This is a genomic window from Halopseudomonas litoralis (assembly GCF_900105005.1).
Classification (GTDB): domain Bacteria; phylum Pseudomonadota; class Gammaproteobacteria; order Pseudomonadales; family Pseudomonadaceae; genus Halopseudomonas; species Halopseudomonas litoralis.
Window position 1 is genome coordinate 3,541,842 of sequence record NZ_LT629748.1, and the last position, 22,459, is coordinate 3,564,300.

General features: G+C 58.5%; 23 protein-coding genes and 1 other annotated feature. Of the genes, 9 read left to right on the plus strand and 14 right to left on the minus strand.

What is annotated here, in order from left to right; genetic code table 11:
- Positions 1–276 precede the first annotated feature (276 nt).
- Genes znuB through BLU11_RS16895 form a run of 3 tightly spaced genes read right to left on the minus strand, consistent with a single transcriptional unit; the run spans position 277 to position 2,322 of the window.
- On the minus strand, positions 277–1,062 hold the full coding sequence (znuB, locus tag BLU11_RS16885) for a zinc ABC transporter permease subunit ZnuB (protein ID WP_090275409.1): 786 nt from the start codon (positions 1,060–1,062) through the stop codon (positions 277–279).
- Positions 1,055–1,831 carry a zinc ABC transporter ATP-binding protein ZnuC gene (gene znuC / locus BLU11_RS16890; protein WP_090275412.1) on the minus strand — a complete coding sequence of 259 codons (777 nt, stop codon included), beginning with the start codon at positions 1,829–1,831 and terminating at the stop codon, positions 1,055–1,057. Before znuC ends, znuB begins: the two co-directional genes overlap by 8 nt.
- Positions 1,828–2,322, minus strand: coding sequence for a Fur family transcriptional regulator (locus BLU11_RS16895; protein WP_090275414.1), 495 nt, complete (start codon positions 2,320–2,322; stop codon positions 1,828–1,830). The genes znuC and BLU11_RS16895 overlap by 4 nt, the downstream gene beginning before the upstream one ends.
- 71 nt (positions 2,323–2,393) lie before the next feature.
- Between BLU11_RS16895 and znuA the strand changes: the two genes are divergently transcribed.
- Positions 2,394–3,341 carry a zinc ABC transporter substrate-binding protein ZnuA gene (gene znuA / locus BLU11_RS16900; protein WP_090275415.1) on the plus strand — a complete coding sequence of 316 codons (948 nt, stop codon included), beginning with the start codon at positions 2,394–2,396 and terminating at the stop codon, positions 3,339–3,341.
- Positions 3,342–3,362: 21 nt separating this feature from the next.
- Here the strand turns inward: znuA and BLU11_RS16905 are convergent, their stop codons facing one another.
- A complete protein-coding gene (locus BLU11_RS16905; protein WP_090275416.1) occupies positions 3,363–4,136 on the minus strand; it encodes an SDR family NAD(P)-dependent oxidoreductase in 774 nt (257 codons plus the stop codon).
- 194 nt (positions 4,137–4,330) lie between these two features.
- Here BLU11_RS16905 and BLU11_RS16910 point away from each other — a divergent pair, with 194 nt between their 5' ends.
- Positions 4,331–6,094, plus strand: coding sequence for a SulP family inorganic anion transporter (locus BLU11_RS16910; protein ID WP_090275418.1), 1,764 nt, complete (start codon positions 4,331–4,333; stop codon positions 6,092–6,094).
- A gap of 96 nt (positions 6,095–6,190) precedes the next feature.
- Positions 6,191–6,658 (plus strand): c-type cytochrome, encoded by a 468-nt coding sequence (locus tag BLU11_RS16915; protein ID WP_090275421.1) that lies wholly within the window; start codon positions 6,191–6,193, stop codon positions 6,656–6,658.
- 33 nt (positions 6,659–6,691) lie between these two features.
- Here BLU11_RS16915 and BLU11_RS16920 read toward each other — a convergent pair whose 3' ends face one another.
- The 4 genes from BLU11_RS16920 to BLU11_RS16935 form a co-directional block, all read right to left on the minus strand.
- On the minus strand, positions 6,692–7,363 hold the full coding sequence (locus BLU11_RS16920; RefSeq protein ID WP_197674217.1) for a cytochrome b/b6 domain-containing protein: 672 nt from the start codon (positions 7,361–7,363) through the stop codon (positions 6,692–6,694).
- A 101-nt stretch (positions 7,364–7,464) separates the two neighbouring features.
- Complete coding sequence (locus BLU11_RS16925) at positions 7,465–7,791, minus strand: YajD family HNH nuclease (RefSeq protein ID WP_090275427.1); 327 nt, start codon at positions 7,789–7,791, stop codon at positions 7,465–7,467.
- A gap of 168 nt (positions 7,792–7,959) precedes the next feature.
- Positions 7,960–8,124, minus strand: coding sequence for a DUF1328 domain-containing protein (locus tag BLU11_RS16930; RefSeq protein ID WP_036991535.1), 165 nt, complete (start codon positions 8,122–8,124; stop codon positions 7,960–7,962).
- Positions 8,125–8,183: 59 nt separating this feature from the next.
- Positions 8,184–9,029 carry a BON domain-containing protein gene (locus BLU11_RS16935; RefSeq protein ID WP_090275430.1) on the minus strand — a complete coding sequence of 282 codons (846 nt, stop codon included), beginning with the start codon at positions 9,027–9,029 and terminating at the stop codon, positions 8,184–8,186.
- Positions 9,030–9,245: 216 nt separating this feature from the next.
- Between BLU11_RS16935 and algB the strand changes: the two genes are divergently transcribed.
- The 3 genes from algB (at position 9,246) to BLU11_RS16950 (ending at position 12,971) form a co-directional block, all read left to right on the plus strand.
- Positions 9,246–10,589: a sigma-54-dependent response regulator transcription factor AlgB gene (gene algB / locus BLU11_RS16940; protein WP_090275433.1), complete on the plus strand. Its 1,344-nt coding sequence runs from the start codon at positions 9,246–9,248 to the stop codon at positions 10,587–10,589.
- Positions 10,586–12,352: an ATP-binding protein gene (locus BLU11_RS16945; RefSeq protein WP_090275436.1), complete on the plus strand. Its 1,767-nt coding sequence runs from the start codon at positions 10,586–10,588 to the stop codon at positions 12,350–12,352. Before algB ends, BLU11_RS16945 begins: the two co-directional genes overlap by 4 nt.
- Before the next feature lie 64 nt (positions 12,353–12,416).
- Complete coding sequence (locus BLU11_RS16950) at positions 12,417–12,971, plus strand: DUF4136 domain-containing protein (protein WP_090275438.1); 555 nt, start codon at positions 12,417–12,419, stop codon at positions 12,969–12,971.
- Between the two features lie 16 nt (positions 12,972–12,987).
- Here BLU11_RS16950 and BLU11_RS16955 read toward each other — a convergent pair whose 3' ends face one another.
- Together BLU11_RS16955 and alr are read right to left on the minus strand one after the other, a co-directional pair.
- Entirely contained in the window at positions 12,988–13,533 is a 546-nt protein-coding gene (locus BLU11_RS16955) for a cupin domain-containing protein (RefSeq protein ID WP_090275440.1), read from the minus strand.
- Positions 13,534–13,633: 100 nt separating this feature from the next.
- Complete coding sequence (gene alr, locus BLU11_RS16960; RefSeq protein ID WP_090275442.1) at positions 13,634–14,704, minus strand: alanine racemase; 1,071 nt, start codon at positions 14,702–14,704, stop codon at positions 13,634–13,636.
- 189 nt (positions 14,705–14,893) lie between these two features.
- On the opposite strand from alr, the gene BLU11_RS16965 reads away from it, so the two are divergent.
- Entirely contained in the window at positions 14,894–16,192 is a 1,299-nt protein-coding gene (locus BLU11_RS16965) for an NAD(P)/FAD-dependent oxidoreductase (protein ID WP_090276634.1), read from the plus strand.
- 23 nt (positions 16,193–16,215) lie between these two features.
- Here the strand turns inward: BLU11_RS16965 and BLU11_RS16970 are convergent, their stop codons facing one another.
- From BLU11_RS16970 to BLU11_RS16980, 3 genes are read right to left on the minus strand one after another with little or no spacing between them, the layout of a single operon-like run.
- Complete coding sequence (locus BLU11_RS16970) at positions 16,216–17,022, minus strand: DUF3037 domain-containing protein (RefSeq protein ID WP_090275443.1); 807 nt, start codon at positions 17,020–17,022, stop codon at positions 16,216–16,218.
- Positions 17,019–17,759 (minus strand): HipA family kinase, encoded by a 741-nt coding sequence (locus tag BLU11_RS16975; protein WP_090275445.1) that lies wholly within the window; start codon positions 17,757–17,759, stop codon positions 17,019–17,021. The genes BLU11_RS16970 and BLU11_RS16975 overlap by 4 nt, the downstream gene beginning before the upstream one ends.
- Before the next feature lie 16 nt (positions 17,760–17,775).
- A complete protein-coding gene (locus BLU11_RS16980) occupies positions 17,776–20,019 on the minus strand; it encodes a class I SAM-dependent DNA methyltransferase (protein ID WP_090275447.1) in 2,244 nt (747 codons plus the stop codon).
- A 266-nt stretch (positions 20,020–20,285) separates the two neighbouring features.
- Between BLU11_RS16980 and BLU11_RS16985 the strand changes: the two genes are divergently transcribed.
- Positions 20,286–21,523, plus strand: a protein-coding gene (locus tag BLU11_RS16985) for an IS3 family transposase (RefSeq protein WP_090275450.1) whose coding sequence is annotated in 2 segments (ribosomal slippage) — positions 20,286–20,571 and positions 20,571–21,523 — 1,239 coding nt in all. Because the reading frame shifts where the segments join, the coding sequence is not laid out codon by codon here.
- Positions 20,564–20,695, plus strand: a sequence feature (AL1L pseudoknot). (Overlaps the previous gene by 132 nt.)
- Here the strand turns inward: BLU11_RS16985 and BLU11_RS16990 are convergent.
- Positions 21,505–21,771, minus strand: a complete 267-nt coding sequence (locus BLU11_RS16990; protein WP_090275452.1) for a hypothetical protein — start codon at positions 21,769–21,771, stop codon at positions 21,505–21,507. The genes BLU11_RS16985 and BLU11_RS16990 overlap by 19 nt on opposite strands.
- Before the next feature lie 214 nt (positions 21,772–21,985).
- Between BLU11_RS16990 and BLU11_RS16995 the strand changes: the two genes are divergently transcribed.
- A complete protein-coding gene (locus tag BLU11_RS16995; RefSeq protein WP_090275454.1) occupies positions 21,986–22,321 on the plus strand; it encodes a DUF2790 domain-containing protein in 336 nt (111 codons plus the stop codon).
- Positions 22,322–22,459 lie beyond the last annotated feature (138 nt).

Here is a 22,459-nt window from a genome sequence, read left to right on the forward strand (position 1 = left end):
TTTGGGATATCCGCCGTGAGATAAATGTTCGCATGGCGAACATTAAGTCTTTCTGCGAACAATCTAGCTTAGAAATGGATCTTGCGTCAAACGCGAAGGCACTCGATGCCCTTTGTCGAGGATTGGCACAGAAAAGACAAAACGATGATTAACAAAGAGTTGGCGCTGATAGAGAGCGGCCGAGAAGTGACGTGGAAGTAGGTAGACTACTACCAATGTCTATAGGCGCGACTCTACAAGAAACCCGGGCTGCGCCTATATCTGTGTAATACCGGATCACGCCTTGCGCGGCACCAGCAGCGCCAACATGAACAACCCCGCCGCACTTACTACAATTGATGGGCCGGCCGGCGTATCCAGATTCCATGACAGTACCAATCCACCGAGCACGGCCAGACAGCCCAGAAAGCTGGCGCCGAGGGCCATTTGCTCCGGGGTGCGCGCATGGCGCTGGGCAGCAGCCGGGGGAATGATCAGCAATGACGTGATCAGCAGTACACCCACCACTTTCATCGCCACGGCGATGACGATGGCAATCAGCAGCATCAGTGCCAGCCTGATTGCGCTCACCGGCAAGCCTTCGACCCGGGCCAGCTCTTCATGCACAGTCACCGACAGCAAACGCCGCCAGAGCCATATCATGAGCACCATTACCAGCACCAGCCCACCGAGCATCCAGGCCAGGTCCGTCGAGGTGATCGCCAGCAGATCGCCGAACAGGTAGGCCATCAGGTCCACTCGCACATTGTCAGTCAGCGCCAGCACCACCAGTCCGAGAGACAGGGTGCTATGCGCGAGAATGCCCAACAGTGTGTCGCTGGCCAGCCATTTGCGGTTCTGCATGGCAACCAGCAACACCGCCAGCAAGACGCAGCCGACGGTCACGGCAAGGGTCAGGTTGATCTGAAGCAGTGTGCCCAAAGCCACGCCGAGCAGTGCGGAATGCGCCAGGGTGTCGCCGAAATAGGCCATGCGCCGCCAGACCACGAAAGAACCCAGGGGACCTGCTACCAGCGCCAGCCCGAGGCCCGCCAGTAGTGCATAGAGAAGAAAGTCAGGCATGGTTGCAGGCAGATCCGTCCGGGTGGTGATGAGAGGTATCGATGACTTCGCCGTGCATGTCGTGGCTGTGGTCATGCTGGTGGTTGTAGATCGCCAGAGCACTGGCCTGCTTGCCGAACAGAGCGACGAAGGCGGGGTCGGCACTGACCTGTTCCGGGCGACCTGAGCAGCAGATATGGCGGTTGAGACAGACCACGGTATTGGTGGTAGCCATGACCAGGTGCAGATCATGGGATACCATCAATACGCCACAGCCGTAGCGGTCACGCAGGCGGGTGATCAATTGGTACAGTTCGATCTGACCATTGACGTCCACGCCCTGCACCGGCTCGTCGAGTACCAGCAGATCGGGCTGACGGAGCAGTGCCCGCGCCAGCAGGATGCGTTGCTGCTCGCCGCCGGAAACCTGCTGCAAGGGCCGCTGCGCCAGATGCGCCGCGCCGACTTCTTCCAGCGCCTGCAGCGCCGCTGGCCGCTTGACTCCTGGTGCCAGCAGCAGAAAGCGCAGCACGCTCAACGGCAGGGTCGCATCCACTTGCAGCTTCTGTGGCATATAACCGATACGTAACCGCGGCTGACGATGAACCGCGCCGCTGTCCGCCTTGAGCAGACCCAGCACGATACGTACCAGACTGGTTTTGCCGGCACCGTTGGGGCCGATCAGGGTAACGATTTCACCGCGCCGCACCTGCAGTGAGATGTCTTCAAGAATGGTATTGCCGTGGCGTTGCAGGGCGACATTACTCAGGCTCAGCAGGCTGTCGCTCATGCAGCCTCCTGACAATGCGCGCACACACCGGCTATTTCCACGGTTTCGGCTTCCACGACAAAGCCCATCTGCTGGGCGATGTCTGCAATAGTTGGCTGGAGCAGCGTCTGGTCCAGTTCTATCGCTACCCGACATGTACGACAGATGAGGAAATGACCCTGATGCACATGCTCGGGGTTGGCGCAGCCGATGAAGGCGTTCAGTGAGGCGATTCTGTGAACCAGACCTTGTTCCTGCAGGAAATCCAATGCGCGGTATACCGTGGGTGGCGCGGGGCGTCGGTCATCTTCCCGCGTCAGCGTATCCAACAGATCATATGCACCCAGGGGCCTGTGGCTCTGCCAGACCAGTTCCAGTACGCGTTTGCGCAACGTGGTCAATCGCGCCCCGGCCCGCTCACAGACTAGCTCGGCCGCAGTCAGTGCATCGCTGACGCATTGGCTATGATCATGCGGACAATGGGGGTCTTCCAGCACTGTGGGGTCATTCATCTCGCACCTGTAGCGAACTTGGGAAAGCGGCTGTTATTATATAACAATTAACCTGCCCTGAGGTATCCTCAATGTTGCCGCGTTTCCTGTTTGCTCTGGCCTGTACCCTGAGCATGTCCATGTCTGCCATGGCCGCGACGCCCAGCGTGCTGACCACCATCAAGCCAGTGCAGCTGATTGCTGCCGCCGTGCTGGATGGTGTCGCCGAGCCCGATGTATTGTTGCCGCCAGGCGCATCACCGCACAATTACGCGCTACGCCCCTCGGACCGCCGGCGAATTGCCAGCGCTGATCGTCTCTACTGGGTTGGCCCGGATCTGGAGCGCTTTCTGCAACAGTTGCTCGACAGCCAGCCCAGAGCTCGCCGTCTGGATGTCATATCGGGAGTGACGCTGCGCAGCTTCGATGACGCGCACCAGCATGCTGACGAGCATGACGAGCACGGCCATGATACTCAACATTCAGCCCATGAGCATGACGATCACCAACATGCACCCGGCAGTCGCGATCCGCATATCTGGTTGTCGGTGCGCAATGCGCAGCATATTGCTCAGTGGATGGCGACGGACCTTGCGGGGTTGTACCCCGAGCATGGCGAACGCCTGCAGCGTAACGCTGCGGACTTCATCCAGCGCCTCGACCAGTTGCACGAGCGCCAGCGTCAGCGCCTGCAGCCACTGGCCGACAAACCCTACTTCGTCTTCCATGATGCCTATGGCTATCTGCAGGACAGTCTCGGTGTCCACCCGCGCGGGGTGTTCACCCTGTCCGAAGAAATTCAGCCCGGCGCCAGGCATGTCAATACTCTGCGTCAACAGCTCACCGCTGCCGGACCCAGCTGCGTATTCCGCGAGCCGCAGTTTCCGGCGCGACGGGCGGAAACCATTACCGCCGGCCTGCCGGTACGCAGCGCCGAACTGGACCCGCTGGGCATGGATATAACACCCAACGCACAAGGCTATGAACAATTGCTGGAGACGCTCGGCAATACCCTGGCCAGCTGTCTGGAAAAGCTCTGATTGACTGGCGACAGCCATGCCTCAGAGGCTGTTGCTCACATGTCCGCCATCCACGTTGATGATGGTGCCGGTGATGAATGAGCCTGCTTCGCTGGCGAGCAACAGCAGCGGGCCGTCCAGCTCGTCAAGTTGGCCCAGCCGGCGCATGGGTACCTTGCTGCGGATATAGTCCTGGCCCTGAGGGGTGTCGAAGTAATCGCCATTCATGTCGGTGCGGAAATAGCCGGGAGCAATGGCATTGACGCGGATATTATTGCGCGCCAGCTCCAACGCCATGGCCTTGGTCAACTGCACTATACCCGCCTTGGCCACGGCATAATGACTCAGCGCGGTGCCCACGCGCAGTCCGAGGATGGAGGCGATATTGATCACGCAGCCGCCCCGTTCCGTCCTGGCCATGGCCAGGCTGGCCCGATGAGCTACCCGCCAGGCGCCATCCAGATTGGTGTCGATCATGCTGCGCCAGTTGCCTTCGGTCATGTTCAGAAACATCACCGGATCGGCGATGCCGGCGTTATTCACCACAATATCCACCAGATCCCACTGCTGTTCGGCCTGCTCGAAGCCGTGATTGACGCTGTCGGCATCGGTGACGTCCATCGGCACCGCCAGCGCTTGGTGGCCCGCTGCCTGCAGTTCGGCCACCAGTGTCTGCAGCCGATCGATACGGCGTGCGGCCAGCACGACCCGAGCGCCGGCACTGGCCAGTACCCGTGCGAAATGCGCGCCGAGGCCGCTGGATGCACCGGTTACCAGCGCTGTTTTGCCTGTCAGATCAAAGCGTTGTTGGTTCATGGGGTCCCTGCCAGTTACTGGTTATTTGCGAAGGTTTGAGTATCAATGATTCGCTCAACCGGCTCCAGTCCCGGAATGACGACTCATTCACCAACCCGTCCCGGCCAGTCCCCGCTGATTGACCGGCAACCATGCGCTGCCTAACGGCTGGCGCTACACTATGGCCATCGCAGGGCCATGGAGACGTTCATCTGATGCACATCAACCCCCGGTTGCAGCCACCCGGCGGCGAGGAGCTGTTGGCCTGGCTGCGTCACTACCGTCTCGCCTGGCTCGGCGGGGATCTGGTGGCGGGTGTGGTTACGGCCATCATGATCATTCCACAAAGCATGGCCTATGCCATGCTGGCCGGCTTGCCGGTACAGATTGGCCTGTATGCCAGCTTGCTGCCGCTGATCGGTTATGCCCTGTTTGGCACCAGCATGAGCATGTCCGTCGGCCCGGTGGCGGTAACCGCACTGATGACCGCAGCCCTGTTGGCGCCGCTGGCCAGTATCGGCAGTGAGCACTATCTTCAGCTGGCCATCTGGCTCGCGCTGCTGTCGGGCGTCATGCTGTTCGTGCTGGGTCTATTGCGCATGGGTTTTCTGGCCAACTTTCTCAGTCATCCGGTCATCAGCGGTTTCATCAGCGGTGCGTCCATCCTGATCATGTTCAGTCAGCTGCCGCATCTGTTCGGTCTGGCCAGTCTGCCGTCGTCTCCCGCGCAGTTGCTGGCAGCATGGACGCCGGTCAACAGCCTGGTGCTGGGCATGGGGCTGGTGGCACTGGCCTGGCTGCTGTATGCCCGCAGCCGCCTGGCCGGGCACCTGCAGCGGTTCGGCATCGGCGCGTCAGCGGCACGCCTGCTGGCACGCTTGGCGCCCATACTGGTTGTGCTGCTCGGGTTACTGCTCACCATCGTCGGGGATTTGGGTGCGCGTGGGGTGCCGGTGGTGGGTAGCTTGCCGGCGGGGCTGCCATCGCTGGTCTGGAGCTCGCCGGATCTGTCCACCTTGCAGGCATTGCTGTTGCCCGCTGCACTGATCAGTCTGGTGAGCTTCGTTGAAAGTGTCTCCATCGCCCAATCACTGGCGCGGCGCAAGCGCCAGAGCATCGATCCCGACCGCGAGTTGTTGGCGCTGGGCACGGCCAATGTGGGTTCGGCATTAACCGGTGGTTTTGCCGTATGTGGCGGTTTTTCACGTTCGGGAGTGAACGTCGAGGCCGGGGCCAATACCCCGCTGGCCGGCGTGGTATCCGCGCTGGTGATCGGTCTTATCCTGCTGACCATTGCGCCCCTGTTTGCCTGGCTGCCATTGGTGGTACTGGCGGTGGTGATTCTGGTGGCGGTGGTGCCGTTAATCGATACTGCTGCTCTGCGCCGTGCCTGGCGTTACGACCGGCGCGAAGGATTGACCCTGGCGGGCACCGCCGCCGGCGTATTGGTGCTGGGTATTGAAGGCGGCATCGTGTTGGGTGTCGGTCTGTCGATCGTGACTCAGCTATGGCGCGGCAGTCGGCCTCATGTGGCGATTGTCGGTCGCGTACCGGGGACGCATTATTTCCGCAATACCCAACGTCACCTGGTGGAAACCGAGCCGCAACTGCTGGCTATCCGTATTGATGAAAATATCTTTTTCGCCAATACCAAAGCCATCGAGCGATCGATTCTGCAGGCCCTGCGCGATTATCCCGATACCCGCGAGCTGTTGCTGATCCTGTCAGCGGTTAACCATATCGATAGCACCGGGCTGGATATGCTGCTCGAGCTGAGCCTGGGCCTGAACGAGCGCGATATCCAGATCCATCTGGCAGAGGTCAAAGGGCCGGTAATGGATCAGCTGGAGCAGACAGACTGGATAAGGGAGCAGGTCGCCGAGATATTTCCCAGCACACATATCGCCTTCAATACCCTGAGTGGCTTCAAGCGGCCATTGTCGGAAGCGGACGCAGAGCACACCCCCAAAACAGCTTGAAACCATTGGCTACTGGTATTTTACCGGCGCGCCCGTTATATAACGTGGCGCGGCAGCCTGGCTGCCTCCGAGACAACATCAAACAAGGAGTAAAACGTGAACAGATCCGTGATAGCCGGTGTACTGAGCGCGGCGCTGCTAAGCCTCAGCCTGAGCGCACAGGCCGTATCGCCTGAAGAACAGATCGAACTGCGCAAAGCCGGTTACAGCTATATGTCCTGGAACATGGGCAAGATCAAGGCACAGGTCATCGACCAGAGCGTCGCCTACAATCAAACTCAGGTTGCTACGGCGGCCAACACCATTGCCGCCATCGCCAATTCAGGGATGGGTGCGCTTTACGGACCGGGTACTGACAAGCAGGTCGGTGCTCAGACCACCCGCGTCAAGCCGGAAATGTTCGACAATTTCGATGACGTTGCAAAGATCTCTGCTCGCCTGAGCGACACCACGGGCAAGCTGGCAGCGGCAGCCGCCAGCGATGATCAGGCGGCTATTCGAGTGGCTTTCGGTGAAGTGGGTCAGACTTGCAAATCCTGCCACGACAAGTATCGGCAGAAGTAACTCGGTCCCCTGTGCGGGCTCGCCCGCACAGACTTACCAGGCCGGCGCGGGCGCGGGAGCTGGCATTGGAATCCAGCTGCCGTTGGCGGCCCACACCACCGCTGCAGCTATCAATAATGTCACGATAAAGGCAACCAGCCCCCCACCTCGCGGCTTCTCGGTCGTCTCGTGTGCATCAACCTGGCCATGGATCATCGGTCCCACCAGCTGTTTGCCGCGCAGGCGATAGATGATAATCGCCAACAGGTGCAGTCCGACCAGCAGATACATCCACCACTCGGTCTGACGGTGCCAGCTGCTCAAGGTCGCCACTGTGCTGGAAGAGACCGCCCGCGTCAGCGGACCACCAAAGGCGATGTCATCACTGGCGAACAGACCGCTGATAGCCTGAAAGGCAAACAGGCCGAGCGAAGCGTAAACTGACAATGCTCCGAGCGGATTGTGTCCGAGGCCCTGCCACTGCCCACGATAATAGCGGCCGATGGCTGCAAGTGAGGGGAAAAAGTTGGCAAACCGGGAATGTGTGGAGCCCAATACGCCCCAGACCAGACGGAAAGCCATCAGACCGACCACGGCCAGGCCGAACCTGGCATGCCATTCCATCCAGCTGCCACCGAGGTTGATGGTGACCAGCGCACCGGTCACTGCCAACACCAGCAGCCAGTGAAATAACCGCAAAGGCAGATCCCAGACTGTAATCCGCACAGCGACGATGCTCCTTGAAAGAATAAGGGCGACAAGGCTATACGTTGGAGATGAAGCGGGGCAAGAGGCTGAAAGTCGCAGTTACAAAGCCCTGCGCCGACTCAGTCGGCAGCGTCCCGCGCTGTCAGCAGTTCCGCCAGTCCCGCTAGAGCCTTGTGTTTGGCGACACTGGCCTGCGGACTGGCCGTGGAAGAATCGCTGAAGTACTGCTGATCGGTGTAGCGGGAGTGTTCGTTGTCATGACAATACAGGCACAGCAGCTCCCAGTTGGAACCGTCTTCGGGGTTGTTGTCATGATTATGGTCCCGGTGGTGCACGGTCAATTCGCTGATGCGCTTGCCGGTGAACTCCCGCGCGCAGCGCCCGCATACCCAGGGATACATTTTCAGTGCCTTCTCGCGGTAGCCCTCTTCCAGCTTCCTCGACATGATGACTCCCGTTATCGCGCACGGCGAGATGCAGTGCTGTACCGAGCATAACTCGGGTGCCCGGTGCTGTCACTGTGGGAACAGGCCGGTGGGGGGAGTCAGTGTGAGCACAACCAAAACCGGCCACATTACGTGGCCGGTACGAGTTTGCGCTTCAGTTGATGCAGTCTATAGCTTGGGTCGACGACCCATGATAAAGGACACGACGAAGAGCACCAGAAAGACCACAAACAGAATCTTGGCGATCCCCGTAGCGGTGCCTGCGATACCACCGAAGCCCAGTACGGCGGCGATGATGGCGATGATCAGGAAAGTAATAGCCCAACTTAACATGGCATTTCTCCTCAATTGTCTGAAAGCTGTTCAATGCATCGGCCAGGCCGACGCCGGGTTCAGCTATCGGTTCCGACTTTCAGGGCGTCGGCATTGACACTCTTCACACCGCGCAGGTTTTCGGCAGTTTCCACGGCCAGATCTTTCTCGGCAGAGGTATTCACATGACCGCTCAATGTGACTTCACCGCCCTTGGTATCCACTGAAATATCCAGACCGTCGAGATTGCTGCTGAGCAGGAAGCTGGATTTGACCTTGCTGGTAATCCAGGCATCGCTGATGGCGCCACCGGCCTCGTTCGCTTTGGCCTTGGCCTTGTCAGCGGTACCCGCTTCGGCATTGATATTCAGCTTGTTGTCTACCTGGCGAACACCTTCAGTATTGCGCGCCAGCCGTTCGGCCAGTTCACTGGCGGTGTCGGAGTTGGCATTGCCTTCCAGCGTCACCACGCCATTCTTGGTAGTAACATTGATATCCAGCCCTTCAGTATTACGATTCCACAAAAGCTTGGACTTCACTGTCGCGGTGGTGGTTGCATCATTGAAGCGATCGGAAAAGCTGCCGTCCTTGTTGTCAGTACGGTCGGCGTTTTCACCCTCGACCTTGAGCTGGTTGTCCACTTCGCTGACACCTTCTACTCCAAGTGCCACCTGTTCGGCGAGATCCCGATCGACTTGCGATTCGACTTCACCGGTCAGCACTGCGACGCCATTTTCAATCTCGACATCAATGCTGAAAGGACTGAGATGCTGGTTGAGAGCGAAGGCGGTCCAGACAGAACCTTCCTGACGGGCTTCGGTGAGCTGACGAGTCATGTCACCGTCTTCGGCATGGACTGCCATCGGGCTCAGGGCCATGAATCCAACGGTTGCGGTAGCAATGGCGAGTTTCTTCAATGTATGCATTTCTGTGCTCCTATTCAGCGGCATGTTGCCGTTCGCTTATTACCGTTGCAGTAGTCATGCCAATTATGTTTTATAAAAATATTCAATTAATTCAGATGGTTACTGTTTTTCGAAAAAGTCGTTGCCGTGCACATTGCAAGAGTCGTAAAAAATAACCGTGCAACTTGCACGACGGACCGGTGACTAAATAAGCAACAGGGAAAACCGGAGCGGGCGATGCACACAATTGATAAAGAAGGACGCATTCTGCTGGTGGACGACGAGCCGGCCATCCTGCGCACCTTTCGTTACTGTCTTGAGGATGAGGGATACGCTATCGCAACCGCCAGCACGGGGGAACAGGCGGAAGCCCTGGTACAGGCTCAGGTATTTGATCTGTGCTTTCTTGATCTGCGGCTGGGTGCTGATGATGGCCTGGATGTGCTGGCGCGGCTGCGGGTTCTGGCGCCGTGGATGCGGGTGGTGATAGTGACCGCACACTCGGCGATCGACACGGCGGTCAATGCAATGCAGGCAGGTGCGGCGGATTACCTGGTCAAACCCTGCAGTCCTGAACAGCTGCGTATGGCGGCCGCCGGGCAGCTTGAGACCAGCCGCATGGCGGCGCGCCTGCAGGCGCTGGAGCAACAGGCGCCGGCGGCGGGTACTGATCTGAACTCACGTTGCCCGGCGATGAGATCGGTATTGGACACAGCGCGGCAGGTGGCCGATACCGACGCCAATATCCTCATCCTCGGCGAGTCGGGTACCGGCAAGGGCGAACTGGCGCGGGCCATTCACGGATGGAGCAAGCGCAGCAAACGCGATTGTGTGACGGTCAACTGCCCATCGCTGAGTGCGGAGCTGATGGAAAGCGAGTTGTTCGGCCACGCTCGCGGTGCGTTTACCGGCGCCACGGAGAATACCCTGGGCCGGGTCAATCAGGCCGATGGTGGTACCCTGTTTCTGGATGAGATAGGTGACTTTCCGCTGGCCTTGCAGCCCAAGCTGCTGCGTTTCATCCAGGATCGTGAATACGAGCGGGTCGGCGATCCACAGACGCGCCAGGCCGACGTGCGCATCCTGTCCGCCACCAACCGCAATCTGCAGGAAATGGCGGCCGAGGGTACGTTTCGCGAAGATCTGTTCTATCGGCTCAATGTCATTACGCTGACATTACCCCCCCTGCGTGAGCGACCTGAGGATATCCCCGATCTGGCGGAGCGGTTTCTGCTGCGTTTTGTCAGTGATTACGCACGGCCTGCCCGCGGCTTCAGCGAAGCCGCGCTGGCTGCGCTGCAGCGGTATCCGTGGCCCGGTAATATTCGCGAACTGCGCAACATGATTGAGCGTGCCAGCATCATCTGCACCGACGAACTGGTCGATCTGGCACATCTCGGATTTGAAGGCTTACCCACAGGTAATGTGCCGCGGGCAGGAGGGGAGCTCAGTCTTGAGGAGCTTGAGCGAGCACATATCACCGCCGTGCTGGGTAACAGTGGCACCCTGGATCAAGCCGCGCGGATACTCGGAATCGACTCCTCCACACTGTACCGCAAGCGCAAGCAGCTCGGCCTGTGAAGCTGCGCAGCCGGCTGTTTCTCAGCAATGGGGCGTTGCTCACAGTCGCACTTATCGGCCTGCTGCTGGGGATCTTCAGCGTACTGCATCTGACCCGCGCTCAGAGCCAGGCCATGACCAGCAACCTGAGCAGTATCGAATCGGCCATGGGGTTGAGTCAGGCCCTGAACCATCAATTCACCCTGCTATTAGCGGAAGAGCCCGATCTGGCGGCGATCCATGCGGCCGATGCGCGTTTCGATCGCTGGCTGGATAAGGCGAGACAGGAGGCTGTGGATGATCACGATATTCAGGAGTTGGAGCAGCTGGCTCAGGTCTATTCCGTGTTCGAGGAGCTGCTCGCCGAGCCATTGGCGGTACGCCAGCAGATGCTCGGCAGTGATGAGCTGCGAGACCATTTCAGTACTATCCACAATCGTATTGATGTCATGCTCAAATATTATCTGGTGCAGTTGCGCGCCGGCGAACAGCACGCCCGGGAGCGCGCCTGGCTGATTGCCGGCTTGCTGGGGCTGGTCGGCGTGGCGGTATTGGTGCTCGGGCTGATAACCGCCCACAGCATCGCACAGCGCTTCGGTCGCCCGATCGAGGCGCTGGCTGAGGCGGCCAACCTGATAGGCAAGGGTGATTTTCGCGTCACCCTGCCGGTGACCCCGGTGGCCGAACTGGCTACCTTGAGTCGACGCTTCGGCCTGATGGCCGCGGCGTTGCAGCAGTTCCGCCATAGTGACGTGGAGGCGCTGCTGACGGAACAGCGGCGGTTGCAGGCGGTGCTCGACAGCATTGATGACGGTCTGCTGATGTTTGATCGCAGCGGGCGCCTGGAACACTTCAACCCTGTCGCCGGGCGGCAACTGGGTTTGGGCTCGCGCCAGCTCGGCCTCAGCGCCAGTGAGGCATTGCAGCGTCCGGAACTGGATGAGCAGCTGTGGCAAGTGGCGGGGGGCATCACGCAGAGCGGGGTGTTGGGAGAACTGTCGGTGCATGATGAATCGCGCTTGCTGACCTACAGCATCACCCCTGTCAGTCACACCGGGGGCATGGTGATGGTGTTGCATGATGTCACCGAGCAGCGCGCCTTCGAGCGCATCCGCAGCGAGTTCGTGTTGCGCGCCTCACATGAGCTGCGCACCCCGGTAGCCGGTATGCATATGGCCTTTGCACTATTGCTCGAACGCCTGCGGTTTCCGGCCGACTCGCGTGAGGGCGAACTGCTGCGCACAGTGGACGAGGAAATGCACCGATTGGTGCGCCTGATCAACGAACTGCTGGATTTCTCCCGTTACCAGAATGGCTTGCAGAAACTGGAGCGCAGCCCCTGCCAGATTGATGCCTTGTTGACCCAGGCCCGCGAGCGGTTCAATGGTCCAGCAGAAGAGCAGGGGCTTACGCTGGAAGTGGACTGTGCTGCGGACCTGCCGACGGTGCAATGGGATCGTTTGCAGATCGAACGGGTGCTCGACAACCTGCTGGCCAATGCTTTGCGTCACAGTCAACCCGGCGGCACCGTACGCCTGCGCGCTATGATGCAGGACGAACGTTTGCTGATCGCCGTTGAAGACCAGGGAGAGGGCGTTCCTTACGGGCAACAGGCACGCATATTTGAACCCTTCGTGCAGATCGGTGCCAGTCGGGGTGGAGTCGGCCTGGGGCTCGCACTGTGCCGGGAAATTGTGCAGTTGCACGGTGGGCAGATCTCCCTGCACTCACATCCCGGCGAGGGTGCGCACTTCCAATTGCTGCTGCCAGTGGCTGCAACATAGCATAGAACCATCAACTGCTCAGACAGTCTGATTTCATATACCCACCGATGCAACCGAGGGTCCCATGTTGCGTTCAATGATATTGCTTTCGATGTTGCTGCTGGGGGCCTGTCAGGCCACCGGACCACGCGCGGATTTCGACCTGAGCCGGGATTTCAGCCAGTACCAGACATGGACCTGGGCTGATCCGCCGGTTACCTATACCCCTGCCAATGACCCACGTCTGGCCAGTGATCTGACCACTCAACGGGTACTGGAGGCAGTCAGTGCCCAATTGGATGTGCGCGGATTGCGCCCGGCGCAGGAAGCGGCGGGCGCAGATCTGCAGGTACGCACCTCAGTGGTTATCGAGCAGCGTCGGGATAACGTGACGACCCACTACGGCGGCGGCTGGGGTTACTGGGGGCCCTATTGGGGCGGCCCGAGCTACAGTCAGACCCGGACGATGGAGTATCAGGTCATGACCTTGCAGATCGACTTGCTCGACGCCAAGGATGGACGCCTGGTCTGGCGCGGCAGTGACAGCCAGACCGTGCGGGACCGCTCGACGCCCCTTGAACGCAGCCGTGAAATGCATGAGCGGGCAGCGCAGATTCTCAGCACCTATCCGCCCAATTGAGCGATGGGAGTGAGAATCAGAAATTTGCCGGTGTGGTTGCGCTGATCAGCACACAGGGCTCATCGAAGGGATTATTGAAACGATGCGGCTGGCTGCTCTCGAAATAGTAGCTGTCACCGGTGCCGAGGATATGCACCTCGGCGCCGACCGTGAGTTCCAGACAGCCTTGCACCACAATACCCGCCTCCTCGCCGTCATGACTGAGCATGTCCGGTCCGGTATCAGCGGCAGGCGGATAGGTTTCACGCAGAAATGACAGGTGACGACCGGGGTGGTCCTTGCCGACCAACTGCATGATCACTTCGTTACTGCCGATATCCAGCAGTTCGTCAGTGCGATAAACCACCTTGCGCGGCTGAGCGGGTGTTTCCACAGCGAAGAAATCCACCAGCGACATCGGTATGCCGGCCAGTACCTTCTTCAATGAGCTGACGGAGGGACTGACACTGTTCTTCTCGATCATCGAAATGGTGCTGTTGGTTACGCCGGCGCGCTTTGCCAGCTCCCGCTGGGACAGCCCTTTGAGCTTGCGGATAGTCTTCAGTCGGGCACCAACATCCAAGGTCGGAATCCTCTGGGTAAGGCGATATCAGGTGGAGGGCATGATTGCACGGCTGTGCAGTATATTCAACGCAGCCGGGGGCCGCCGTGCACTGTAAGCCTCAGTTCTGATAGCGACGTGGTACTCGGTTCAGGTTGCAGAACAACTGATAGGAAATTGTCCCGGCGCGGCTTGCCACTTCGCCGGCGTCCAGCCCGTCACCCCACAGGCGAACATAGCTGCCCAGGCCGCTGTTGGGCAGATCGGTCAGATCGATAGTCAGCATATCCATGGATACCCGTCCACTGATGCAGATGCGCTGACCGTCTACCAGTACCGGCGTACCGTCGGGCGCATGACGTGGATAACCGTCAGCATAACCCATGGCGACCACGCCGATACGGCTGGGGCGCGAGGTGACAAAGCGTGAGCCATAACCAATGGGTTCGCCGGCGGCAACCTGGTGTACCGCGATCACCCGGGAGTCCAGTTGCATCACTGGGCGTAGTTGGGCCGCCTGTTCCTGGGCAAAGCCGAAAGGGCTGGAGCCGTACAACATGATGCCCGGTCGTACCCACTCCCCATAGGCGCCGGGCCAAGCCAGTACCCCAGCCGAGTTGCTCAGGCTGGCAGGGCCTTCGAGCCCGGCGGTGGCTTGAGTAAACGTTTCCAGCTGCTGCTCGGTACGCCCGGTTGCCGGCTCGTCGGCACGGGCCAGGTGAGTAATCTTGGTCAGGCTGGCTACCTTGCCACTGCCTTGCAACTCTCGCCAGACCTGCGGATATTCGGCAACAGAGAAGCCGGTACGGTGCATGCCACTGTCGAGCTTGAGCCAGATATGCAACGGCCGGCTCAAGTTGGCTTCCCGCAGATCGACCAGTTGGCCATGATGGTGCACCACGGGCCACAGCTCATGACGGCAGATCAGCTCCAGCTCTGCCGCTTCGAACCAGCCTTCCAGCAGCACAATTGGCTGCTGATGCCCAGCCTCGCGCAGATCCAGCGCTTCCTCGATGGACGACACGGCAAAGCCATCGGCTTCATCATTCAGCGCCGCCGCGCACTGCAGAGCACCGTGACCGTAGGCATTGGCCTTGATCACCGCCAGAGCACGGCAGCCGGTCAGGCTTTTGGCCAGACGGTAATTGTGGCGCAGGGCCGATAAATCAATCAGAGCATGGGCTGGGCGCATAGCAGGTCCACAGGCAAGGTCGGTACTGAAACGGATGGGTCGTGGCGAGAGGTCGCCGGGGTCAAGAATATCAAATTATGCTGATAAAAACCCCGAGTCCTGGTGGAGGTCGGGATGGCAGGGCTTCTGCAGCAAGCCAAATACCGCTATTCTGCCGATCTGTGTCCCCGCTGTAACAGGTCCCTTCGCATGTCACGTCACGCCATACATTCTACTGAGCATCCGCACTCCTACTATGTTGCATCGCGCAATCCAGGCGCCGGTTACCCGGTCCTGCAAGGCGATGAGCAGGCCGATGTATGCATTGTCGGCGGCGGCTTCACCGGTCTGAACACCGCCATCGAGCTGGCCCAGCGCGGTCTCTCGGTGATTCTGCTGGAGGCGCGGCAGATCGGCTGGGGTGCCAGCGGTCGCAACGGTGGTCAGTTGATCCGCGGCGTCGGCCATGATGTTGATCAGTTTGCCGACACCCTGGGCCAGGACGGCGTACGCGATCTCAAGCTGATGGGCATCGAAGCGGTCCAGATGGTGCGCCAGCGGGTCGCCGAATTCGATATTGATTGCGACCTCACCTGGGGTTACTGCGATCTGGCGAACAAACCGCGGCATCTTGATGACTTCCGCGCGGACCGTGACGAACTGCTGTCGCTTGGGTATCAGCATGAACTGACACTCCTCGAACCACAGCAGATGCGCAGCGTGGTCGGCTCCGATCGCTATGTCGGCGGCATGATCGACATGGGCTCCGGGCATCTGCATCCGTTGAACCTGGCATTGGGCGAGGCTGCTGCAGCCGAGTCGCTGGGCGTTCGCCTGTTTGAGCAATCCGCCGTAACCCGTATTGATTATGGCCCCACCATCACCGTGCATACGGCTCAGGGACGGGTGCGTGCCACGCAATTGGTGCTCGGCTGCAACGCCTACCACAGCGGCCTGGAGCGCCGCCTCGGCAATCAGGTGATCGCCGCCGGAAGCTATGTCATCGCCACCGAACCCCTGTCAGAAGCGCTGGCCGTGGAACTGATTCCGCAGAACATGGCACTGTGTGATCAGCGCGTGGCATTGGATTACTACCGGCTGTCTGCTGACCGCCGTCTGCTGTTCGGCGGCGCTTGCCATTACTCGGGACGCGACCCGGCGGATATCGCCACCTACATGCGGCCGAAAATGCTCAAGGTATTCCCGCAGCTGGAATACACCCGCATCGACTATCAATGGGGCGGCATGATCGGCATCGGCGCCAACCGCCTGCCGCAGATCGGGCATCTGCCCGACCAGCCCAACGTGTTCTACGCCCAGGCCTACTCCGGCCACGGCGTCAACGCCACCCACCTGGCCGCGCGCATCCTCGGCGAAGCCATCACCGGCCAGGCCAGTCGCGGTTTCGACCTGTTCAGTCAGGTGCCGCATATGGCGTTTCCGGGGGGCGAGCGTTTCCGGTCACCGCTGCTGGCGCTGGGGATGTTGTGGCAGAAACTCAAGGAATAGGGTTTTGAGTGGGCCCGCCAGGCTCAGGAAAACTGTTTGGCAAAGTCAGTGATTTTGTCGGTCTGATCAAAATTAACAAGGGGCAGCTTATAGTCGGTGATGATCTGGCGGGCTTCCGCGACAGCTTTGCGTTGCCCGGCAGTCCGCCCTGCCGATGGCGAGGTAACTGGAATCAACACGTTTTTCAGCTCGATGATTCCTTCACGTTCGGCACGGGCGAGTCTCATCACCCATTGCTCGCAGTGATCAAGAATGGCACTCGGCTCGGCCTGATCAAATGCTAGAGGTTTGATGGCTGCGACTACTGCATTGCGATGCACCAGAGGGAGATGCAGCTTGGTCAGTTCGCCGGTCAGAGTGTCGTCACGGAAGTTGCGAATGGCTGCGTCTGAAAATAGCGTCCTGATCTCTCTGACCATCTGTTCTTCACGCCGCGCACGGGGTTCCACCTGACGTTCAATGAAGCGGCCATAAAGGGTGTTGAGAGCATCATCAAAATCATCAACCAGAATGGAGCGCATTGGGCTGAAACGAATCAGTGATTCTCGAGCTTCGGTGAGGTAGCGGAAATGATTGACGATCTGGCTGTCCTTGGCTTGTGCGGTCATCATTTGCACACTTTCGAGCTCGCTCTGTGCGATCTCGATGGCCTTGGCGAAGAGCTGCGGGCACTCGAAGAACCGATTCACCCGTTTCCAGTTCTTGCGCGCCAGACGATAGTCCATGCGGCCGAATGTTGGTGCAGTGAGCACAATGCCGACGTTGGCGAACTCTTCGGTTTCAGCGTGTGGCGCAAAGCGCACAATGCTGTAAAGACAGGAATATTTCATTCGAGGACGCCCCAGAAGTCATCCATGCGGTAGCGGAGAAGGTTACGTTCAATCAGGCGGAGCTGTTTATCCAGCGCGGCATCACCTATTGCTTCACGCCACTGCTCAGATATGTCCGAGCATAGTTCATTGAATTGCAGAGCAGTATCTTTTATCCGCTGATGGTATTCAACATGACTGACCATATCCAGACGCCAGGAGCGATTGGCAGGACCAAAGGTATGATTGGCAATGAATTGTGGCACATCGACAGGCCATTGGAATGCCTGGTTATGGTCAATCACGCTCAGCGTACCGGCTCCATCCACCATCAGGTTGGGGCGACCGCCGAAACAAGTCAATTGTCGGTCACTGTTACCGACCCAGTAATCAAACACATACACGTCTTGTTGCAGCTCCATCGGTACTTGCTTGATCTGTGAAAACACCAGATCGCTTGCGTTATGCAAATATCCAAGGGCAAAGCAATCGCCCTCTCCCAAGCTGTTCTTGGCTTCAGGGAAATACCGGACCAACGCCTGATCGATATGAATTACCCCATGCTCAGCGATTGGCAAGCCGAAGGAGGCAGCCAGCCGAGCGCATAGCAGCTCTGCCAGCCGCTCGACTGGCGGCAATTCCAAGCCTTTGACAACGTAGTATTTACCGTTGTTTGCTCTGCATAGGAAAGGCCGGGTTATGCCTCCTTCCAATCTGCGAATGATCTCGATAGCTTCGATGTAGTGTCCGTCCAGCATCTCCCTCTCCGTCCGGCTATCGAGCCAGGCTGTAATTTTCTGCGCTTTTTGCCACCATACCGAGTTCTTCGAGCGCTTCCAGTACTGATTGCACCGCGGCTTTGGGTGAGCGTTTGAACTGGCCGGCGATGGCGTCGGTTGGCAGCGGCCCCTGGGCCAGTGCGTCGCGGACCGCGGCGACCTGTTCGCGCATTTGTTTTGGCCAGGTGAGTTTGCCCGCTGCTGCGGCTGCTGGCGGGACCTCGCTGGCAACGACGGCTTCAACCGGCCCCCTCTCCCCTTGTGGGAGAGGGCTGGGGAGAGGGGTGGCAGCGGCCGGGTTCTGGTACTCGGGCCGCTGCCAGCGAATATGCCCACGGGCTTCCTCGACCGAACGCTGGGTATTGAGCTCGACCAGTCGGCGCAGCAGTTCTTCCTCTGCTTCGGCCTGCGCCTCGGGCTTGTCCGGCAGCGGTGTGGTGGCACCCGGTCTGCCAACCAGTTGCGCAGCCAGGTCATCCCAGCCGTAGGCGGCAAACACCGCGCTGTCCAGCTCGTCGTGCAGTTCTCGCAGCACGGACACCAGCCCCTGTTCGTGGATGGTCTTGTCCTTGGCGTTCAGGGACTCTTCACTACGCAGTTTTTCCAGCACGTTGTACATGCCGGTCAGAGTCAGCGTGGGGTGCTGTTCCTGCTGGCGCTTGCGGTGGGCGTCGAGGCGCTCGGCCAGTTCGCCGATTCGAGCCTGCTGGGCGGGACTGGTTTCGGGGAAGGGGAAGGTTTCGAAGCAGCGGGTCTTGTTGTAGCGCGGATCGTTGCCGACACCGAGGCGGCCGCCGGCTGCCAACGCCCAAATGACATGTAATCTGCTAGAGAGCACACCTAGAGAACCGGCGTTTTCAAGAGCTATTGCGACCAGCATGTTGTCCGGCAAAATTGATGCGCAAAGGAACTGGAAAACACGATGCTTGGTTGTCTCTACGGTCGCTATATACCGAGGCAGTCCGGATATGTGGTTGCGGAGTTCAGCCCGTGTCCTTCCATGAAGCCACCAGTTTTGGCTAATAGCTCGGTCTTTATTTTGATCGCGCTCTGGTTTGACGCGCTCCAAGATGTGTTGATATGCAGCCGGGAAGCGCTCATGCACCTCATTTACGGAAAGTCCAAAAAAATCAATCACCATTACTCTTCGTGGCGACTGTGCTAAGTCTCGACCATTCCGATAGTCACGTATGTATCGCTCTAATCCGGGAGTAGCTCCAAGACCAAGATTGGTGGCCTCTTCAGGAGTAACGATAAAGCCAGCGCCGAAGAGCATCATGCCACGACTGGTTAATCCTTCGTTCGCTTGAAGCGATTCACTCGCTGCCACATCAGCGCCTATCTTCAGATCAGAGAATAAAGCCCCTCGGCGTTCATACAGCTGGACAGCAATATCGTCCTGATCCCGTTCGTTGCGATACTCATCCCGTACCTGCAATAGCCTGCCGTTATCCACCTCCCTGCCGCCCACCGTCATGGCAATCCGCACCTGCGCACCGTCGCCGGCATCCACCCACGGGTGGTCGGGAATGGCGAAAGCCAGCGACAGCGGATCCTTCTTCGCTTCCAGCTGCCCTTGAATCACTCGCCGGTTGAAGGTCTGGCGGATGCTGTTGGTAGTAATGAAACCAAACTGTTCAGCCTGGCCAGCGCGCACGGTTTCCGCTGCGATATACCACCAGTGCATGACAAAGTCCGCGGATTCCGGTACTTCCGGCCAGGTGCGGCGCACCGCATCGACATAGCCGTCACCCAGGGCGCGGCGCATGGTCGAGGCGCCGATAAAGGGCGGATTCCCGACAATATAATCCGCCGTTGGCCATTGGGCCTTGCGCGGGTTGCGATACACATACTGCTCAGCGCGGGCTGCTTCATCCGGCACCGGCTCGCCGGTGATCGGGCTGATGCGGGTGGTGATGCCATCCCAGCGGGTGATCGGCTTGCCGGCTTCGTCGGTCACCAGGTCCACTGCGTCATGGCTCAGCAGCGCATCGCGGTTCTCGATGTTCTTGAAATCGCGCAGCACCGGCTCGGGCGGGCTGACCTTGCCGTGGGTGCGGTAGTGCCATTGCAGGTAGCCGATCCACAGCACCATTTCGGCGATGCGGGCGGCGCGGGGATTGATTTCCAGGCCGAGAAACTGATGCGGGTCTACGGTAACGCCTTCCAGTTCCAGCAGCCCCTGGGATTCGCCCAGATCATGCAGCAGGTTGAGCACTTCGCCTTCCAGGCGCTTCATGTGTTCCAAGGTGACATAGAGAAAGTTGCCGCTACCACAACACCCGTAACGTTGCCTACTGGTGACAATGGTTGTAGGCCACGATTTTCCTGCATTGTAGGCGTTTCCAAAAATGTCCATGGGTTCCCACTATGAGTGGTGACATTTCCAATGGTTTTGTCACCACACATGGATACGATATTTATTGTTTCACACATACGTGCCAGAAAACTCTTTATGAATCGCACCGGGTTTCGTGGAGGCCTCAACTCTTGAGAGAATGAGGCATGAAGAAATCTAATAGCTATTCCCCTGAAGTCCGTGAACGTGCTGTGCGCATGGTTCTGGAGAACCTGAAGGACTACCCCTCCGAATGGGCAGCCATCGAATCCATTGCGCCCAAGGTTGGCTGTGTCCCCCAGACGCTGCATGGCTGGATACGCAAACACCAGACTGATATTGGCCACCGCCCCGGCCAGACGACCGAGGAACGAGAACGCATCAAGGCTCTGGAACGCGAGAACCGGGAACTGCGCAAAGCGAACGAGATTCTGCGCCTGGCCAGTGCGTATTTTGCCCAGGCGGAGCCCGACTGGCCGGCACCCCGGCGCCGCAACAAACCCTGAACGCCTTCGTTGACGAGTACCGTGACCGCTACGGAGTCGAGTCGATCTGTCGGGTAATCCAGATCGCTCCGTCCGGTTATTACGTGCATGCAGCCAAAGCCCGTCAACCCGAACTGCGAAGCGCTCGTGCCAAACAGGACGAGCTGTTGAGCGATAAAATCCAGCGAGTCTGGGATGACAATATGCAGTGCTATGGCGTCGTGAAAGTCTGGAAGCAACTCAAGCGTGAGGGCATTGATATTGCTCGCTGCACGGTACAGCGGCTGATGCGTCAACTGGGCCTGCAGGGCGTTCGTCGCGGTCATGTGATCCGCACCACCATCCCGAATGAGAACGCGATTTGTCCGCTGGATAGGGTCCAACGCCAGTTCCATGCGGATCGACCCAATCAGCTATGGGTGTCCGACTTTACTTATGTTTCAACGTGGCAAGGCTGGCTCTACGTCGCCTTCGTGGTCGATGTATTTGCCCGGCGTATCGTTGGCTGGCGGGTGAGCAACAGCATGCGAACAGACTTCGTTCTGGATGCCCTGGAGCAAGCGCTGCACGCTCGACAGCCGAGCCGCATGGACGGCCTGATACACCATAGCGACAGGGGTAGCCAATACGTCTCCATCCGATACACCGAGCGTCTCGCTGAGGCCGGCATAGAGCCCTCTGTAGGCAGCAAAGGCGATAGCTATGACAACGCTTTGGCTGAAACCATCAACGGGTTATACAAAGCGGAGCTGATCTATCGGCAGTCCTGGCGTAGTCGCGAAGCCGTGGAAATCGCCACTTTGAAATGGGTTCACTGGTACAACCACCAGCGTTTGCTGAGCTCGATTGGGTATATACCCCCGGCAGAAGCTGAGGCAAACTTCTACCAGCAACAATCCGGTCAGACCATGGCGGCCTGACTTAAACGAAATGGCCTCCATAAAACCCGGTACGATTCAGACGCGGTTGTAGCACCTCCAGTATTTTTCGTACTGTTTTTTACTTCATCCTCTTTTATTTGTTGATCACGGGCTTCTCTGCGCTCTTTGTTTTGTTCACGCAGGTTCTCTACCATCTGCCGGTAACGCATGCTCCCATCTTCTGCATGGACTACCGCAGTAACGTTCAGCGCAAATAAAAACATGAAAATCGTTGCTAGGGTTCTCATGGCTATACCTCTCATCTGAAATGGGTTTTTGGAGACTCGTTAGTATGGTACATGGCGTTACCTGTCCGGCTGGTGACGCTGCGATTACAAAGATGTCATGCTGAAATAGATCAGCGATCCGACTTTGTATTACCCCAATGTAATGTCCGTTTCACTTTGGTGACAGAAACGGTGTGCCATCATGTGCTTTGGATAATTCTAAAGGCAGGAAAAAATGAGTATTCAAACAAGAGTTGCAATGGTTTCTATTATGCTGATTTCCTCATTTGCCATGGCAGAGGGTAGTGCTGATAAAGTTTATGGATCTATGATTCAGGAAAACGAAAAGAGATGGAGAGAGTACGCACTATCGATTGATGAAAATCCGCCTGAAACCGTGCATTACCGCTATGGGATGGATGTAGATATTGAGCGTGTCATACATATTACATCAACACGCATTGGCTGCGGTGTAATGCCTGCCCAGATGACGTACAAAGATTCCAACGGGAATCTAAATATACTTGAGTATCGAGCCTCTGGCACGAAGTGCCCAGGGCAGGGAGGGTGATTTACATTTTTTTATTTATGCGACCTGGTTTGGACACGCAGTTGCCGTGACGACCATGTATTGACAGCGCATTTTCATGCTTATAGCTTGGCGGCCGCAATAGCTGAGTGCCTCTGCCCCCGGCAAGGTGTTGTACTC